Source organism: uncultured Corynebacterium sp. (genome assembly GCF_937999985.1).
Lineage (GTDB): Bacteria > Actinomycetota > Actinomycetes > Mycobacteriales > Mycobacteriaceae > Corynebacterium.
Genome location: NZ_CALLDG010000087.1, coordinates 1 through 16,246, shown reverse-complemented (window position 1 = coordinate 16,246; position 16,246 = coordinate 1). Strand labels below are relative to the sequence as shown.

Here is a 16,246-nt window from a genome sequence, read left to right as displayed (position 1 = left end):
CCGGCCCCTCCATCACTGTGGCCGATGGCCGCGAACCCAAGGGCGAGAAGGAGGCAATGATCAACACCGATGCCGCCGAGAAGCACGGCGTGCACATCGGTGACACTCTGAAAGCTATCGACGTCCGCGACAGCCATGACTACAAGATCGTCGGAATCTACGACACTGACTTTTCCGTGGGCGGCTACCTCGGCCTGGCGCTTGACACTCAGGTCTATATCGACCGCTATACCAACGGAACCTTCCCCGACGGTTTTTGGCTGTCCGCTATCGACGGCGTGACCGCGGAGCAGCTCAAGGACTCTGTCCAGGAAGAATTCCCGGAACTCAAGGTCGTCACCGGCGACTCGATCGTCGAGCAAGCCACCAAGGAGATCCAGGACGGCCTCAGCTTCGTCAACTACTTCCTGCTGGCCTTCGCCCTCGTCAGCCTGCTGGTGGGCGCGTTCATCATCGCCAATACTTTCTCCATGGTCGTCGCCCAGCGCATGCGGGAGTTCGCCCTGCTACGCTCCCTGGGCGCCTCCCGCAGCCAGCTGACGACCTCGGTTGTCTTCGAGGCCGTTCTGGTTGGCCTCGTCGGTTCGGCGTTGGGCATCGTGGCCGGAATGGGCCTTGCCAAGGGCATCTTCGCAATCATGGACATGGCCGGGTTCGGCCTGCCGAGTACTGGGCTCAGCCTCACCCCGCAAGCGGTGATCCTGCCCCTCGTCATCGGTGTGCTCATAACCGTGGTTTCCGCATGGTCACCGGCGCGCCGTGCCGGTCGCGTGCACCCGGTCGAGGCGATGCGTTCGGGTGATATCTCTAGCTCGTCGCCGCTGAAGCTACGCACCATCGCCGGCGCCATCGTCTTCCTACTTGGTGTCGTTGCCGCGATTGCCGCTCTTGTTCTTAAGGACGCCGATACGGGTGCTCGGGCGAGCATCCTGGGCGTCGGTGCCCTGTTGGTGATTGTCGGTACTTTCCTGGTCTCTCCAGCGCTATCCATTCCAATCGTCCCGGCGCTGGGGCGCGTCTTGGGCGCTCCATTTGGGGCGATTGGAAAGTTGGCGTCCACAAACTCGCGCAGGAACCCGCGACGCACCGCAACTACAGCGTTTGCCCTGACCTTGGGCGTGGCGCTGGTGGCGGCTTTCGGCATGGTTGGCGCGACGATGAAAAACGCTATGGAGGACATGATTGGCGACACGGTGAAGTCCGACCTGGTGGTCAGCGGTCCGCAGAACCAGGGCTTCCCACTGCCGCAGGGTGTAGAGAAGGCCGTGGACGAAGCCGATGGTGTGAGCTCACATTCCACCCTGGGAGTGGCGCCCGTCAGTGTGGGCAAGCCCATGAGCGAGAGCAACGTGACGTACGCGGGAATGTATGCGTTCTACTTCAAGGGGCCGCTCGGTAAGTCCATGGGGCTTAGCTCGCTGGGCGAGGAGCTGAATTCCGACGAGCCGGGCTTCTACGCCTCCGAGGGTAAGGCCAAGGCCATGAAGTGGAAGGTCGGCGACGAGGTGCCGATGTATCGCGTTGGTCAGGGGGAAATGGGCAAGATCAAGCTGCTGGGCATCTACACCGAGCCGTTGCAGTCGCAGACGCTGCTCAACGAGGCCGCGCTGAAGCCCTACGTGGGGCAGGGCAAACCCCTCGACGAGACTGAGGATCTGAGCATCTTGCAGATCCTCGTCCACGGCGACGGGAATATCAGTGAGAAGGACCTGAAGGACAACGTGAGCAAGGCCGTGGAGCCGTTCATCGTGGCTGACGTGCTCACGCCAACCGAGTACGCGGGTACTGTTTCCAGCGGCATCGACCAGATGCTGATGATCCTCAACGCCATGCTCGCACTGTCGATCCTGGTGGCGATCCTGGGCATCATCAACACCCTGGCGCTGAACGTGATCGAACGCCGCCAGGAGATCGGCATGCTGCGCGCCGTGGGCATGTTCCGCAAGCAGGTGCGCCGCATGATCACCCTCGAGGCCGTGCAAATCGCCATCTATGGCGCGCTGGTGGGCGTGCTCATCGGCGTGGGCCTGGGCTGGGTCTTCGTGAAGGTGCTGGCCTCCGAAGGTTTGGATAGCGCGGTCCTGCCGTGGCAGCTGCTGGTTGGCATGATTGTGGGCTCCGGCATCGTGGGCGTGCTGGCCGCGCTGTGGCCGGCGCACAAGGCGGCGAAGACCTCCCCGCTGGAGGCGATTGCCGACTAAAGCCGGAACCTTGTCCGGGGTCGAAACTACAATGGCTAACCATGAGCGAGCAGACCCCGAACTCCGACATTGTTAACCTGCCCGGCACTGGCGGCGACGTGCAGACTGGCGTGGAACCGCTGAACGCCCAGCAGCAGCTGGAGCAGCTAAACAATTTCTTTGAAGATAATTATCCGGAAGTCTTCAGCTCCCTCGTCAACGACGAGGGGATTCCCTACAAGGATCAGTCCTGCCCCGTCCCGGCGGAGCTGGTGGACGAGACGGAGCGTATGTGGGCACGTGTGCCCGACCTGCTGGCGCATAGCAGCTTGCTGGTGCTGGGTGCGGGGCTGGACCACCGCATGCCGCACGTCGCCTATACCTCCCAGGTGCGGGCGGAACCCTGGACGTCGCAGCACCCCGCGCTGCCGGATGGGGTTGTGGGAACAGTATTGACGCCCCCTGATCCCACCGGGGCCGTAGCCGTCAGCTTGCACGGCGGACCAGGCTGGTTCGGTGACGGCGCAAGCCACGGTCAGTTCTGGCTTCCCCTCTTCGCCGCGATCGCAGAGCGCTCCGGGGTGACCATCGTGGATCTGACGTATCCGCTACCTGGCTACGGATCCTGGGATCTCACGCAGCAGGACGTGGCGGAAGCAGTCGCGCAGGTCAAGGCAGAGCTGGAGCCGAAGGCTTTCGGCCTGGTCGTATTCGGCAGTGGGCTGGTGGCCACAGGTCAGGTGGTGGGGACGGTTGTGAGTTCGGCTCTGGGGCCAGATTTTGAATTGGACTTCCTGGCGGCGCTTAGCCCGCGAATTCCGGAGGGGTTCGCGGTGGATATTGCAGGGGTGCCCACGGCAGTCTCCCTCGCGAGGTTCGACAGTAGGGGAACCGCAGGGGGCGTCATTAAGAAGTACTTCGAGGAAAGCGGCGCCGAGGTGCAGTTTTATGAGTACGACAGTGAGCACATTATTGCTGCTCCCGCGGTATGGCGGCAGCGAGTGGACGAGCTGGCGGAATGGCTGCGGAAGGTAGTTGCGGATTGTTGAACAACATTCTAAAGTGATACAAATCACTCATAGAAAGGCGCCGACATGTCGAATACAGACGAGCACGAGGGCGGCACGCCCGTAGCCAGCAAGCCAGTAGGCGGAAAACCCGAAGCAGCCCGCGCGGCTACATTCACCGCGTCGCTGGGCGCAATGTTCCTCATGGCCACCAGCGCCATCGGCCCGGGATTCATCACCCAAACCACCGTGTTCACGGTGGAGATGGGCGCGGCATTCGCGTTTGCAATCCTCGTTTCGATCCTGGTGGACATCGCCATTCAGCTGAACGTTTGGCGCGTGCTGGGCGTATCCGGCAAGCGTGCCAACGAGCTGGGCAATGAGGTTCTGCCGGGGCTCGGCTGGGTCATGGCAGCGTTCGTGTTCATCGGCGGGCTGATCTTCAACATTGGCAATATCGGCGGAACCGGTCTGGGTATCAATGCGATGCTCGGCTGGGATCCACTGCTAGGCGGCGGGCTGTCCGCAGCGATCGCCATCTTTATCTTCCTGTCGAAGCGCGCGGGCATGGCTCTGGATCGCATCGTCGCCGGCCTGGGTGCCATCATGATCCTGCTGATGATTTACGTCGCAGTCGTTTCCGCACCACCGCTGGGTGAGGCCTTGAAGAACACCGTGGCACCGACCGAGGTGGACTTCCTTGTGATCACCACTCTTATCGGCGGCACTGTCGGCGGCTACATCACCTTCGCGGGTGCGCACCGCATGATTGATTCCGGGCAGACTGGCGTGCAGAACGTCAACACGATCACCAAGGTTTCGGTCTCTGGCATCATCGTGACCGGCATTATGCGTGCGCTGCTGTTCCTGGCGATCCTGGGCGTGGTCGCTTCGGGCGTGACGCTGGCCGGAAACAACATGGCTGCAGACGCATTCCGTCACGCCGCTGGCGACATCGGCGTGCGCTTCTTCGGCGTGGTGCTGTGGGCCGCAGGCCTGACCTCTGTGGTGGGTGCTTCCTACACCTCCCTGACCTTCGTTACCCCGCAGTCGATGAAGAAATCTACCTTCAATTGGCTGGTCGTGGCCTTCATCGCCGTGTGTGCTGTGATCTACCTGATCCTGAACCAGGCTCCGCAGAAGCTGCTGATCTTCGCCGGTGCTTTCAACGGCCTGATCCTGCCGATCGGCTTCGCCGTCGTTCTGTGGGTGGCCTGGCGCCGCCGCGACCTGCTGCAGAACTACAAGTACCCAACCTGGCTGCTCATCCTTGGCTTTGTGACCTGGTTGCTGACGCTGTACCTGGGCTGGAGCTCTATGAGCAAGCTGCCGGGCATCTGGGCATAAGAAGAATCAGGGCTTAGGGCACAAGGCCCAAGAAAGGAAAGGGAGCCGCGGAGATGCCAGACAACATTGCAGCACAGGGGGTTGTGGGGCAGGAGCAGCAGGGGAACCCCGGTGCACTCTCGCCACAGCAGGCGCGTCAGATCTTCCGCAGCGGCACCGTGGCTCACACCTCGGGCTATTCGCGGGGCTATGCACAGGCGAACCTGATCACCCTGCCCCAAGCCCAAGCATTCGACTTCTTGCTGTTTGCCCAACGCAACCCGAAGCCGTGCCCGCTGCTTGGCGTGCTGGAAGCCGGACAGGTTTCCTCCGAGCTGCTGGCGGACGGGGACATCCGCAGCGACATTCCTCTGTACCGCTTGTACCGCAACGGCCACTTGGACAGCGAGGTTCCGGACGTGCGCGACGTATGGCGCGAGGATCTGGTCAGCTTCATCATCGGCTGCTCCTTCACCTTCGAGACCGCGCTATTGGATAACGGCGTGCCGGTGGAGCACATCGCCCAGGGCAAGAACGTGCCCATGTATCGCACGAACATCCCCACCAACCCCGCCGGGGTGTTCTCCGGCCCGATGGTCGTCTCCATGCGCCCCATCCCAGCTGCCCAAGTAGCCGACGCAGTGCGAATCACCTCCCGCTACCCGGCAGTGCACGGCGCCCCGGTGCACGTCGGCGACCCCGCGGCTATTGGTATCCAGGACGTGAACAATCCGGACTTCGGCGAGGCCGTGGACATCCCGGCCGGCACGATTCCCGTGTTCTGGGCCTGCGGGGTAACCCCGCAATCAGTGGTAATGGAATCCAAGCCCGAGTTCGCGATTTGCCACGCGCCGGGGCACATGCTGATCACCGACGCGCGCGACCTGCAGTACCAGGTGCCCTGAGTCCGCGCCTCTAATCCCGCACCCCGGGCGGGTCACGCTAGCCGAAGTAGCGCTCGATGTTATCGCTCGTGCGCTGCAGGAACCCGGCTAGCTGGTTGGCCGCCAACTCCCAGCGCTTCTCCGTAATCAGGTCCGTCACCGTGCGGTTCTGCGCAATGAACTCCACGTGGAACTCGTGGTTCAGCCGGTTGGCGCGGGCAAACCCAAGGCGCATCTGCGCCAAAATGCGATCCATCGAGTGATTCAACCCCGCCGACCCAGCGCTGGCGACAATAGCGCGGTGAAAATCCTGGTTCGCATCCGCAATCGCGCGGATGTCCTCCTCGCTGGCTTTCGAACCAGCGGAATCCCGCAGTTTTTCTGCGCTGGCGACGATCCCCTCCAACTCGTCCAGCCCCTCCCGCTGGCCCCACAGCAGAGCCCCCGGCTCTAGCACCATGCGGGCGGCGTACATGTCGGCCAAGTCCTCGCGAGTGGGCTCCGCGATAAAAACACCCCGGTTGGGGATCCGCTCCAGCAGACCCTCCGAAACCAGGGTGGCGAAAGCCTCCCGCAGGGTGTTGCGGGAGATCCCCAGCGACTGGGCCACATTCACCTCATTGAGCTTTTCGCCCGGTAGATAGGTACCGGAGGCGATGCCGTCAAGGAGAGCTGAATGCGCGATAGCCGACTGGGAGTGCATAGCAGTACAGCTTATTACGCAATGTGGCCCAGCGCGTCACCCTTCGACACATTGTCGCCCGGATTCAGCTGCGCCAGCGTGATGGTGCCGGCGGACTTGGCCTCCACCGTGGACTCCATCTTCATGGCCTCGATGGTGGCGATCGGCTGGCCGACCTCCACAGAGTCGCCATCGGCGACCTGCCACTTCACCAGCACACCGGTGTACGGGCACACCACAGCGTTAGCGTCAGCGCTACCACCGGCGGAGCTACCCGCAGAGGCGCCCGCGCCGGAGTTACCAGCGGCCGCGCTGGACCCGGTCGCGGGGGAGGCCGAGGTGGCGTCCGCACCAGAAGAACCAGCGGTGGCAACGCCGAAGGACGAAGGAAGGCTCACGCGGTGCAGGCGGCCGTCGATCTCCACGGTAAGAGTGGTGCGCTCGGTGTAAGCATCCTCGACGTCCTCCGGGGAAGAACCGGCATAGCCCGCGCCGATGCCCGGCTCGTATTCCTTATCCACCCAGTCGGTGTAGACGTGCAGATCGTCGCCACAGAACGCGGGGTGAGTGACGATGTCCTTGTGGAACGGCAGAACGGTGCGCACACCCTGGATGCGCATCTCGGCCAAAGCGGCCTGGGCGCGGCGCAGGGCAACCTCGCGGTTCGGACCCTTGACGATCAGCTTGGCCATCAGGGAATCGTAAAAGCCGGGGATCGTAGAGCCAGAACGCACGCCTGCATCCACGCGGATGCCCGGGCCCGTCGGAACCTCGAACTGGGTGACGGTGCCGGGAGAGGGGACGAAGCCATTGGCGGCGTCCTCCGCGTTGATGCGGAACTCGAAGGCGTGGCCGTCGCTGACCGGATCCTCATCGAAGCTCAGCGGCAGGCCGGCGGCGATGCGGAACTGCTCGCCGACGATGTCCACGCCCGTCACAGCCTCGGTGACCGGGTGCTCGACCTGCACGCGGGTGTTGACCTCCAGGAAGCTGACGGTGCCGTCCTCGGCGACGATGAACTCCACCGTGCCCGCGCCCGTGTAGTTCGCAGCCTGGCAGATGGAGCGGGAGCCCTCGATGATGTCGGTACGCTGCTTATCAGTCAGGAACGGCGCCGGAGCTTCCTCGACGAGCTTCTGGAAGCGGCGCTGCACGGAGCAGTCGCGCGTGCCCACAACGCGCACGTTGCCGTGCGTATCGGCCAGCACCTGCGCCTCCACGTGGCGGGGCTTGGTCAGGAACTTCTCCACGTAGCACTCGCCACGGCCAAAAGCTGCCTTGGCCTCACGGCCTGCGGACTCGAAGGCAGCCTCGATGTCGTTGTAGTCGTGCACGACCTTCAGGCCACGGCCGCCGCCGCCGAACGCTGCCTTGATGGCGATGGGCATGCCGTGCTCGTCGGCGAAGTCGCGGGCCTGCTCCCAGTTCGGGATGGGATCCGGGGTGCCGGGCGCCAGCGGGGCGCCAACCTCGGTGGCCAGGGCGCGGGCGGCAACCTTGTTGCCCAGGGTCTCGATGGCTTCCGGCGCAGGGCCGACCCAGGTCAGACCAGCCTCCACGACAGCGCGGGCGAAGTCCGCATTCTCGGACAGGAAGCCGTAGCCCGGGTGCACGCAGTCCGCGCCGGCGCGCAGCGCGATGTCCAGCAGAGCCGGGATGTTCATGTACGTCTCGGCGGCGGTGTTGCCGGGCAGGGTATAGGCCTCGTCGGCGATCTTGGCGTGCAGGTTGTCCACGTCCGCCTCGGAGACGACGGCGATGGAGCGGATACCGAGGTCCCGGGCGGCGCGGGCGATGCGAATGGCGATCTCGCCGCGGTTGGCGATGAGGACGGTCTGTAGCGGGAAGGTCTCTTGGCTCATGGGTTCGTTCCTTGTCGTTGTGTTGTTTAGGGTCTGTGGTCGCGCCTGCAGGCTATTCGAAGTCGATCAGCTCGAAGCGCACCGTGTCCCCCGGCCCCAGCTGGCCGGCCTTGTCTAGGTCTTTGTCGATGACGGTGGCGATCACGGGGTAGCCGCCGGTTACCGGGTGGTCAGCCAGGAACACCACGGGCAACCCATTCGGCGGAACCTGAATGCTGCCGCTGACCATGCCCTCGCTGGCCAGTTCGCCGTCGTGGCTGCGGTGCAAGGGCTCGGGCGATTCGCCACCTTCCGACAGCGCCAGTCGCAGCCCCACGCGGTTCGACTGCCCAGTCACGGTCCATTCGATCTCGGTGAATCGCTGCAGCTCTGCCTCGCCGAACCAATCGTCGCGCGGTCCGGCCACGCAGCGCAGCACGTTCTCGCCGTCAAAGGGGTTGGTCGTCGCGGTGCCGACGGATGCCCGGGCAGTGCGGCGCCCGGCCTTCAGCACATCGCCGGTGGCCACGGGCTGCGGCCCCAGGCCGGAAAGAATGTCGGTGGAGTTGGAGCCCAGGACCTCGTCCGTCACCAGACCGCCGCGCACGGCCACGTAGCTGCGCAGGCCATTGCCCGCCCCGCCGACGGGTTCGATCGTGAGAGTCTGTCCGGCCTTGACCTCCACGGGCGCCCCCAGCTCGAAGTTGCGCCGGCCGATCGATACGTTCGCGCGCGCACCGGTCACGCACACTGCGGTATCCACCAGTGCTTCCAGTTCAATGCCGCCGATGTTCTCCAGCACGGTTGCACTCGAGGCGTTGCCGACCACGTCGTTCGCCGCCCAGGCGCTCGCCCGATCGACCGCGCCGGAGCCGTTCACGCCGATGTCGCCGTGGCCCGCGCGTCCCGTGTCCTGAAACAGGGTCTGCAGCCCTGCATCCAGGACCTTTACGCTCTGGCGGGCAGGGACGATAGGTTTCTTGTCTTGTGACGCCCCCGCGCCCGCACCGGCCGTGGCCTCCTCTGTAGAGCCAGCCTCAGCGCTGATGGATTCGCGTACCTGGCGATAGCGCACAGTATCGCCCGGCTGCAGCAGCGCGGGCTGCTCTGCATTCGTATCCCACATTGGCTGTGTGGTGTGACCCAGCAGCTGCCAGCCGCCGGGGGAGGTGCGGGGATAGACGGCGGAGAACTGTCCGGCCAAGCCCACCGCGCCCGCCGGAACGGCAGTGCGTGGGGAGCTGCGGCGAGGTACGTCCCAGGTATAGGACTGGTCGCCTGCAGCCGGCACGCAGTAGGTAAAGCCCGGGGCGAAGCCACCGAAGGCCGCCAGCCACTGCTGCTGGGTGTGGCGGGTGATGAGCTCCTCGGTGGAGATGCCCATCAGCTCCGCGACTTCCGCCAGATCCTCGCCGTCGTAGACGACGTCGATGGTGACCTCCCGCGGGTTGGCCTCCGCAGAGTTTTGCGGGTGGAAGTCCCGCAGGGTGTTCAAGCCGGCGATGGCGGAGGAGTGGGCGTCAAAACAAACAAGCACAGTGCGCGCCGCGGCGATGGCCTCGACCTGACCGGGCAAGGGGCTGGCTACGAGCGAGGCGTGCCAGGACATCACTGTGTCCAGGTCGGGTAGGTCTACGATGACGGCGCGGGTGCCGACGGGGGAAACGGTGTGGCTCACAGGAAGCTCCCGATGGTGATGTTGTTGGACTGCAGTTCGGCGGCGATGCGCTCCGCCATGGCGACCGCGCCGGGGGAATCGCCGTGGACGCACACGGAATCGGCGGCGGTGCGGATGGTGGAGCCGTCGATGGCTTCGATCGTGCCTTCCTCGGCCATGCGCACCACGCGGCGGGCAACGACCTCCGGGTCGTGCAGAACGGCACCGTTTTCGCGGCGGGAAACCAGCGTGCCGTCCGGGTTGTAGGCGCGGTCGGCGAAGACCTCGTTGATCACGCGCAGGCCGGCCTTCTCCGCGTAGTTGGCGGCAACCGCGCCGGGCAGCAGCATCACGGGCAGGTCCGCGCCGAAGGCCTTGATGCCCTCGATGACGGCCTTGGCCTGGGCCTCGTGGTGAACGATCGTGTTGTACATCGCGCCGTGGGGCTTGACGTAGCGCACCTGCGTGCCGCGCGCCTTAGCCAGCGCGTTGAGGGCGCCGATCTGGTAGAGAACTTCGTCGGCCAGCTCGGCGGGGGAGTAGTCGATGAAGCGGCGGCCGAAACCCGCCTGGTCGTTGTAGCCGACGTGGGCGCCGACGGAGACGTTGTTCTCCGCTGCGGCGGCCAGGGTGTTGGAGATCGCGTGGGCATCGCCGGCGTGGAAGCCACAGGCGACGTTTGCGCTGGAGACGATGGCTACCATTGCGGCGTCGTCGCTTACAGGGTTGCCGCCGGTCGTTTCTCCGAGGTCGGCGTTCAGGTCGATGGAAAGCGGACTGCGGGTGGTGGACATGCGATCGACTCCTTGCGTGGCCGGGGAGTGCGAGGCGCCGCACCTCCGGCCGGATTGTTCAACAATGTGTGTGCCAGTTTAGTGACCTACACAACCATTGTGAAATCAATCACCCACTTGTCGCAACGGTGACCTGCGTTATTTTTTATCCCGCTTGTCCCTGTTGTCCTGCTTAGCCTTCTTGGCGTCAGCCTTGCCCGCAGCCTTAGTGCCAGCCTGGGTGCCGTCTTCCAGGATGTACACGCTGCGGTTGGCCTGCTTGGCCTTGTCCACTTGGTCCAGCAGACCCTCCAGGCGATTCCACAGGTTCGTGCCGATCGCCCGCTCCGCGCGCTTCCACACCTTTGCATCCCCAGTGCCCCACGCCACCGGCATGGGAGAGATCTCCTCGTACACCTTCGGACCGCGTGTCGGCCGGTAGCCGGTTACGGCCATGGACGGCACTCGCGCACCGACCTCGCGGGGAACACCCGGCACAGAGGTCACCGTGCGGTACGCCAGGGCGGGAACGGTCTTCGCTGGCTCGGTAGAGGCGTCCACAAGCATCAGCAGCACCATGTCGCGCGCATTGACCTCCGCGATCATCGCCGGGGCCAGCTGGTACATGTCGAAGTACTGCTGCGGCGTGCCCATCTTGCGGGGCAGCACCGGAATCAGGATCAGGCACAGTAGCGCGAACACACCCAGCGCGAAGCTAATCGCCAGGGCCCACCACTGAGAGCCCGCGGTGATCAGCAGCACGGCCACGATCACTGCCAGGACGGCGGCCAGCACGCCCGCCGAAACCTGCATACGCTTCGCATCGCGCAGGAACTCGTTGTGCTTGCGGGCGTACTCCTCGTCAACGTCGAAGTTGAAGTCAACCTGCATCGGTTGCTGGGCGGCGGACATGGGGCTCCTTAAAACAGAGGATCGGTCTCAGAAGATTCTAAAGGTCGAAAGAATCGACGATGCGGTAGCCGTAGCCCTGCTCAGCCAGGAAGCGCTGGCGGTGCGCGGCATAATCTGCGTCTAGTGTGTCACGCGCGACGATGGAGTAGAAAAACGCCCCGCCTCCGTCCGGCTTCGGGCGCAGAATGCGGCCCAGGCGTTGCGCCTCCTCCTGCCGCGAGCCGAACGTGCCGGAGATCTGGATGGCCACGGACGCGCCGGGCAGGTCGATGCTAAAGTTCGCCACCTTGGAAACCACCAGCGTCTTCAGCTCGCCATCGCGGAACTGCTGGTACAGCTTCTCGCGCTTAGCGTTGCCGGTCTTGCCGTCGATGACGGGTACGTCCAGCTCCGCTGCGATCTCTTCCAGCTGGTCGATATACGCGCCGATGATGAGCGTCGGCTCGTCCGGGTGCATCTCCATGATCTTGCGCACCACCTTCGTTTTCGTCGGGGTGGTGGCGGCCAGTCGGTATTTGTCGGATTGCTCGGCGGTGGCGTAAACCATCCGCTCGGCCTCGGTCAGCTGCACGCGCACCTCGGTGCAGTCCGCCGGGGCGATCCAGCCCTGCGATTCGATGTCCTTCCACGGGGCGTCATAGCGCTTCGGGCCGATCAGACTGAATACGTCGCCTTCGCGGCCGTCCTCGCGCACCAGGGTGGCGGTGAGCCCCAGACGGCGGCGAGACTGCAGGTCGGAGGTCATGCGGAAGACCGGGGCGGGCAACAGGTGAACCTCGTCGTAGATGATTAAGCCCCAGTCGCGGGAGTCGAACAGCTCCAGCGCCCGGTATTCGCCCTTCGACTTGCGCGTGACCACTTGGTAGGTGGCGATGGTTACGGGGCGGATCTCCTTCTTCTCTCCGGAGTATTCGCCGATCTCATCCTCCGTCAGGGAGGTGCGGCGCACTAGCTCGTCCTTCCACTGCCTGCCCGCGACGGTGTTCGTCACCAGGATCAGCGTGGTGGCCTTCGCCTTGGCCATCGAGGCCGCGCCAACCATCGTCTTTCCCGCACCACATGGCAGCACTACCACGCCTGAGCCGCCTTCCCAGAAGCTATCTGCTGCCATCTCCTGGTAGTCCCGCAGCTGCCATTCTTCGTGCTCCTGCGACAGCTCGATGGGGTGCGCCTCGCCGTCGACGTATCCCGCCAGGTCCTCTGCGGGCCAGCCGACCTTCAGCAGTTCCTGCTTGAGCCTGCCGCGCTCGGAAGGGTGCACAACGATCGAGTCTTCATCGATCTCTGCACCCAACATGGGCTTGATCTTTTTGTGACGCCGGATCTCCGTCAGCACGGCCCTGTCTGTGGTCTCCAGTACGAGCCCGTGGGCGGGGTGCTTGATGAGCTTCAGCCGCCCGTAGCGATCCATCGTGTCGGCAATGTCGATCAGCAGCGGTTGCGGAACGGGGAACCGCGAGTAGGTTTCCAGCACGTCCATGACCTGCTCCGCGTCGTGCCCTGCGGCGCGGGCGTTCCACAGCGCCAGCGGGGTGATGCGGTAGGTGTGCACGTGCTCGGGCGCGCGCTCCAGCTCCGCGAACGGCGCCAGTGCGGTGCGCGCCTCCTGCGCCTGTTCGTGGTCGATTTCCAGCAGCACTGTCTTGTCCGACTGGACGATCAGGGGGCCGGTGCCGATGCTCACTAGCTGGGTGCTCCTCACGAGGGGGTTGGGGGTTGCTCTAATTTGTCTTGAGCTTGTCTTACTCTTGGGACAACCATCTACTGTAGCTGCACTGTAATCACGCAGTTGTCTCCCGCAGCAGCCTGCTGTGGCGCGCTAGTATTCCACGCTGCTGAGGCGGTGCGGCTGCACGGTGAAGCTCTCGCCGCTGATTTCGGAGACCACGGCGATGGTGGACGGGCGAATCATGACGATTGAGACCTGGTCGCTGGTCTGCTTGCCTTCGTTGTCTACGTAGCTAATTCGCACGATGGTGCCGGCGGAATACGCCCGCGAGATCGCGGCCATCATCTCCTCGGCGGTGTGCACCACGCGGGTGTCGCCGTGCTGGCCTGCCGCAGAGCCCGCCACTGAGCCTGCCGAGTTAGCGTCGGCTCGATCCGCACTGTCGTGGCTGCGGCGGAAGCCCTCGATCGCGCTGGCGATTACCTTCGCGCTAGCCCCCGTTTCCGCGGGCAGCCCCTCGCGCGTGGGCGTGGCCACCCGCGAAAGCACTGGAGCATCCGCGTGCGCCTGCCCGCCCTCCAGGCGCAGCTGCACGCCCATGGCCTCCAGCCGGTCGGTAACAAACGATAGCTGTGCTGCGGATACCGCGACCGTTGGCGCGATCTTCCGCAGCCGCAGCCCATCGATGTCCGGCAGCGCCAGGATCCGGTCCAGCGCCTCGGGCTCTGCCACGCTCAGATACATCTGGGCCACCCCGGCCGTCGCCTGCGAGAGGCTGCGCTCCGCATCGTGCAGCATGTAGCGCAGCGCCTGCGGGACGTTCTCCGCCCCGCCCAGCGCGCGGGCCTCCAGGAACTCCTCAATCTCCGCAGCGCCAAGCCCCGCCCGCAGCGCCCGCTCCACGGACTCCTTGGACATTCGCCAGACACTGGCCATGCCACCGGATTCCTGATCACTGAACTTCGCCAGCATCGCCTGGTCGGTCGGGCGCAGCAGCCCTGGCGCCATGATCGTGTGATCTGCTTGCACAATCAGCTGCTCCACCGGGGCGGGCAGGATCTCCGCCAGTGCGTCGGCCAGATCCGCCACGGGGTCCGCAGCGGGGTGCGTGCTGCCGCTCAGCACTTCGTGCAGCGCGCCCATCGCTCGGGTGGGCACTGTGTCTCTTCTTAATGACGCCAACACGCCGACCTCTTTAGCCTCCTCCCACACCGCATTCCAGGCGGTGTGCGTGGTGCGCCAGGCTTCGCCGGGGCGTACGCGCCAGAGTTCTCGCTGAATTTCGGCTGGCTGGGGCGTGGGGGCGTCATTACCAAAAGAGCTAATACCAGCGAACAGCGATGGGAATGTCCGACGCAAACCGCGGGCGGCGTGCGATGCCGTGCCGGCCTCGAAGGGGCGGACGTCGGGCTCGTCGACGAACCACGGGGCGTAGGCGCTGCCGGCCCAGCCGACCAGCAGGATCGCCCAAGCGGTGGCGGGGGAAGCCTCCATGAAGTCGAGGGCGAGCTCCGTGGGTGCCCAGTAATCGCGCGCGGGCTGGCCGGCCGGGGTGGGAGTAGCCCGGCCACGGCCGATGAGGTTCGCGTGGGCGAGCCACGTCAGCAGGTGCAGAGTCGTTTCAGCGGGCTCGTCGCGACGCCGGGCGACCTTGTTGACCTCGCGGGTGCCGATGCCGCCGGAGGAAAGGGGGACGATTGGGTTGCGGCCGAGATCCTCGATGAGGTGGCCGAGATCCTGAATCAGCTGGATGGCCTGGGCCGCGCCAGCGTCGTCCGCACGGAAGTTGGTGGTGGAGTCGGCAGAGTCAGCGGCGGCAGTGCCCGAAGCATCGGTGCCGGCCTGGGGCGCGGCGGTGAAGTGCCCGCCCGGGTCGGCGATGAGCGTGCCGCGCAAGAGCTGCTGCACACGGCCGGTCAGGCGAGCTGTCGTATCGTCCAGCTGGTCCAGAATGCCCTGGCGCACGAGGGTGGGCAGGGGCTTAGAGGGGTCCGCGCCTTCGTGCAGGGACGCAGAGTGCCCTACGCCGCCTCCGTTTGCCAAGGTGGAAAGCAGGCGGCGCTGGCGGGGCGGGAGTTCGTCCACGACCTGCGGAAGTTCACTGGTGGGGATGGAACAGCGGGTGGAATCGACCAGTCGCCAGAGCTGCTCCGTGGAGGGCTCAAACATGCGGGGCAGATGGGGCGGAATCTTCAGCGGGGTTTGCGTGCCAGGCAGCTCCGGGTGGGGGAGGGCGAAGTCTGGCCCGAACACCAAGCCCCAGTGGCAGAGGGATTTCACGGCAGCGCGGACCTCGTCCTCGCTTGGGCGTTGCGTAGCTGGCGTGCCGGCGATGTCGAAGAGCTCGCCAAGCATGTCGATCAGCTCCGTCGCCGTGCACGGGTGATGGACCGCATCGAGTTCACAAGCTGCATGGCAGACGGCAAGCTCGAGGGAGTTCAGGTGGAGCAGAGCCGGATCGGGGGAATCCGCGAATAACTCCGAGTGGCGGCTACGTCCGGGGGTGGAAACGGCAGCGGACAAGGTGTCGAGCGCGGCGTTGCTGCCGGTGAGGTTCTCCACGAATGCTGCGGGGTTCGATGCCAGCAGGCGAGTGAGCAGGTCTGCGAGCGCTTCATCCGTCTGTGCGAACAGCCAGTCCCCGTAGGAGGGAAACTCGCTGCGGAGAGAGGCAGGGGAGCCGCCATCAGCGGTGGAGTTCGCGGAGTTGTGATGCATAATCGCCCTATTTTAGCTGGAAACTTAGCGTTTTTGGGGTGCGGTACATGGCACGGCCTAGGCGGAAAGCGGTCGAGTGGCGGTTTGAGACGTGGGGCAATGCGGCGAAACGGGTGGGGATGTGGGTGGAAATCAGCACTTCGTGTGTCCTTTTCCCTCGCGATGTGCAAAGATACAACTATGGCTAACGTTGAGAAGAAGGGCTATGTCGACGCAGGCTGGCCGACCGATATTCCAGAGGGCCGTCACGCTGTTACCGAGCTGGTGGCCGATACCGCGGGTGCTCTGAGCCCCTACGGTGACATTGAGTTCCCCGTCGATGCTTCCGAGCTTCCGTACGTGCATTCGTTCACCGTTATTAACAAGTAACTGAACTAGCAAACTAATAAGGTGGCGCGCCTCCCCATATGGGGAAGCGCGCCACCTTTTCTTTAATTAACCTTTGTTTGCTCCCGCGGGTGCTCATCGGAGCGCCTAACCAGCGGCCACGAAAAAACCGGGCGGGAACGCTACTGCGTGCCGACCCGGTTTAAAGCTAGAAGCTGCTCTTAGTGAGGCAGGATAGCCTGCAGCTGAGCGGAGTACTGCTTGTAGGTG

General features: G+C 64.6%; 12 protein-coding genes. 5 read left to right on the top strand and 7 right to left on the bottom strand.

Going from position 1 to position 16,246, the window contains the following annotated elements; translation table 11 throughout:
* The 4 genes from Q0331_RS04115 to Q0331_RS04100 form a co-directional block, all read left to right on the top strand.
* The coding region (locus Q0331_RS04115; protein ID WP_298075118.1) for an ABC transporter permease at window positions 1-2,201 on the top strand (2,201 nt) is incomplete at its 5' end.
* 41 nt (window positions 2,202-2,242) lie between these two features.
* A complete protein-coding gene (locus tag Q0331_RS04110) occupies window positions 2,243-3,229 on the top strand; it encodes a hypothetical protein (protein WP_298075117.1) in 987 nt (328 codons plus the stop codon).
* A gap of 153 nt (window positions 3,230-3,382) precedes the next feature.
* Window positions 3,383-4,534 (top strand): NRAMP family divalent metal transporter, encoded by a 1,152-nt coding sequence (locus Q0331_RS04105; protein WP_298075120.1) that lies wholly within the window; start codon window positions 3,383-3,385, stop codon window positions 4,532-4,534.
* A 53-nt stretch (window positions 4,535-4,587) separates the two neighbouring features.
* Window positions 4,588-5,418, top strand: a complete 831-nt coding sequence (locus Q0331_RS04100; RefSeq protein WP_298075115.1) for a putative hydro-lyase — start codon at window positions 4,588-4,590, stop codon at window positions 5,416-5,418.
* A gap of 37 nt (window positions 5,419-5,455) precedes the next feature.
* Here Q0331_RS04100 and Q0331_RS04095 read toward each other — a convergent pair whose 3' ends face one another.
* The 7 genes from Q0331_RS04095 to Q0331_RS04065 all read right to left on the bottom strand — a co-directional run bounded on the left by Q0331_RS04095 (window position 5,456) and on the right by Q0331_RS04065 (window position 15,649).
* Entirely contained in the window at window positions 5,456-6,100 is a 645-nt protein-coding gene (locus Q0331_RS04095) for a GntR family transcriptional regulator (RefSeq protein ID WP_298075113.1), read from the bottom strand.
* Between the two features lie 14 nt (window positions 6,101-6,114).
* Window positions 6,115-7,941, bottom strand: a complete 1,827-nt coding sequence (locus Q0331_RS04090; RefSeq protein WP_298075111.1) for a biotin carboxylase N-terminal domain-containing protein — start codon at window positions 7,939-7,941, stop codon at window positions 6,115-6,117.
* A gap of 52 nt (window positions 7,942-7,993) precedes the next feature.
* Window positions 7,994-9,598, bottom strand: coding sequence for a 5-oxoprolinase/urea amidolyase family protein (locus Q0331_RS04085; protein ID WP_298075109.1), 1,605 nt, complete (start codon window positions 9,596-9,598; stop codon window positions 7,994-7,996).
* Window positions 9,595-10,371, bottom strand: a complete 777-nt coding sequence (locus tag Q0331_RS04080; RefSeq protein ID WP_298075107.1) for a LamB/YcsF family protein — start codon at window positions 10,369-10,371, stop codon at window positions 9,595-9,597. Before Q0331_RS04080 ends, Q0331_RS04085 begins: the two co-directional genes overlap by 4 nt.
* Window positions 10,372-10,509: 138 nt before the next feature.
* Window positions 10,510-11,262, bottom strand: coding sequence for a DUF3239 domain-containing protein (locus tag Q0331_RS04075; protein WP_298075106.1), 753 nt, complete (start codon window positions 11,260-11,262; stop codon window positions 10,510-10,512).
* Between the two features lie 37 nt (window positions 11,263-11,299).
* Window positions 11,300-12,946: a DNA repair helicase XPB gene (locus Q0331_RS04070; protein ID WP_298075105.1), complete on the bottom strand. Its 1,647-nt coding sequence runs from the start codon at window positions 12,944-12,946 to the stop codon at window positions 11,300-11,302.
* 135 nt (window positions 12,947-13,081) lie between these two features.
* Complete coding sequence (locus Q0331_RS04065; RefSeq protein ID WP_298075103.1) at window positions 13,082-15,649, bottom strand: helicase-associated domain-containing protein; 2,568 nt, start codon at window positions 15,647-15,649, stop codon at window positions 13,082-13,084.
* Window positions 15,650-15,829: 180 nt separating this feature from the next.
* Here Q0331_RS04065 and Q0331_RS04060 point away from each other — a divergent pair, with 180 nt between their 5' ends.
* Window positions 15,830-16,018 carry a hypothetical protein gene (locus Q0331_RS04060; RefSeq protein ID WP_005294448.1) on the top strand — a complete coding sequence of 63 codons (189 nt, stop codon included), beginning with the start codon at window positions 15,830-15,832 and terminating at the stop codon, window positions 16,016-16,018.
* The last annotated feature ends 228 nt before the right edge of the window (window positions 16,019-16,246 follow it).

Bases quoted from the DNA above. Each gene is read 5' to 3' on its own strand.
- Q0331_RS04100 (WP_298075115.1), top strand. From the start codon at position 4,588: ATGCCAGACAACATTGCAGCACAGGGGGTTGTGGGGCAGGAGCAGCAG.
- Q0331_RS04080 (WP_298075107.1), bottom strand. From the start codon at position 10,371: ATGTCCACCACCCGCAGTCCGCTTTCCATCGACCTGAACGCCGACCTC.
- Q0331_RS04095 (WP_298075113.1), bottom strand. From the start codon at position 6,100: ATGCACTCCCAGTCGGCTATCGCGCATTCAGCTCTCCTTGACGGCATC.
- Q0331_RS04105 (WP_298075120.1), top strand. From the start codon at position 3,383: ATGTTCCTCATGGCCACCAGCGCCATCGGCCCGGGATTCATCACCCAA.
- Q0331_RS04060 (WP_005294448.1), top strand. From the start codon at position 15,830: ATGGCTAACGTTGAGAAGAAGGGCTATGTCGACGCAGGCTGGCCGACC.
- Q0331_RS04110 (WP_298075117.1), top strand. From the start codon at position 2,243: ATGAGCGAGCAGACCCCGAACTCCGACATTGTTAACCTGCCCGGCACT.
- Q0331_RS04065 (WP_298075103.1), bottom strand. From the start codon at position 15,649: ATGCATCACAACTCCGCGAACTCCACCGCTGATGGCGGCTCCCCTGCC.
- Q0331_RS04075 (WP_298075106.1), bottom strand. From the start codon at position 11,262: ATGTCCGCCGCCCAGCAACCGATGCAGGTTGACTTCAACTTCGACGTT.
- Q0331_RS04090 (WP_298075111.1), bottom strand. From the start codon at position 7,941: ATGAGCCAAGAGACCTTCCCGCTACAGACCGTCCTCATCGCCAACCGC.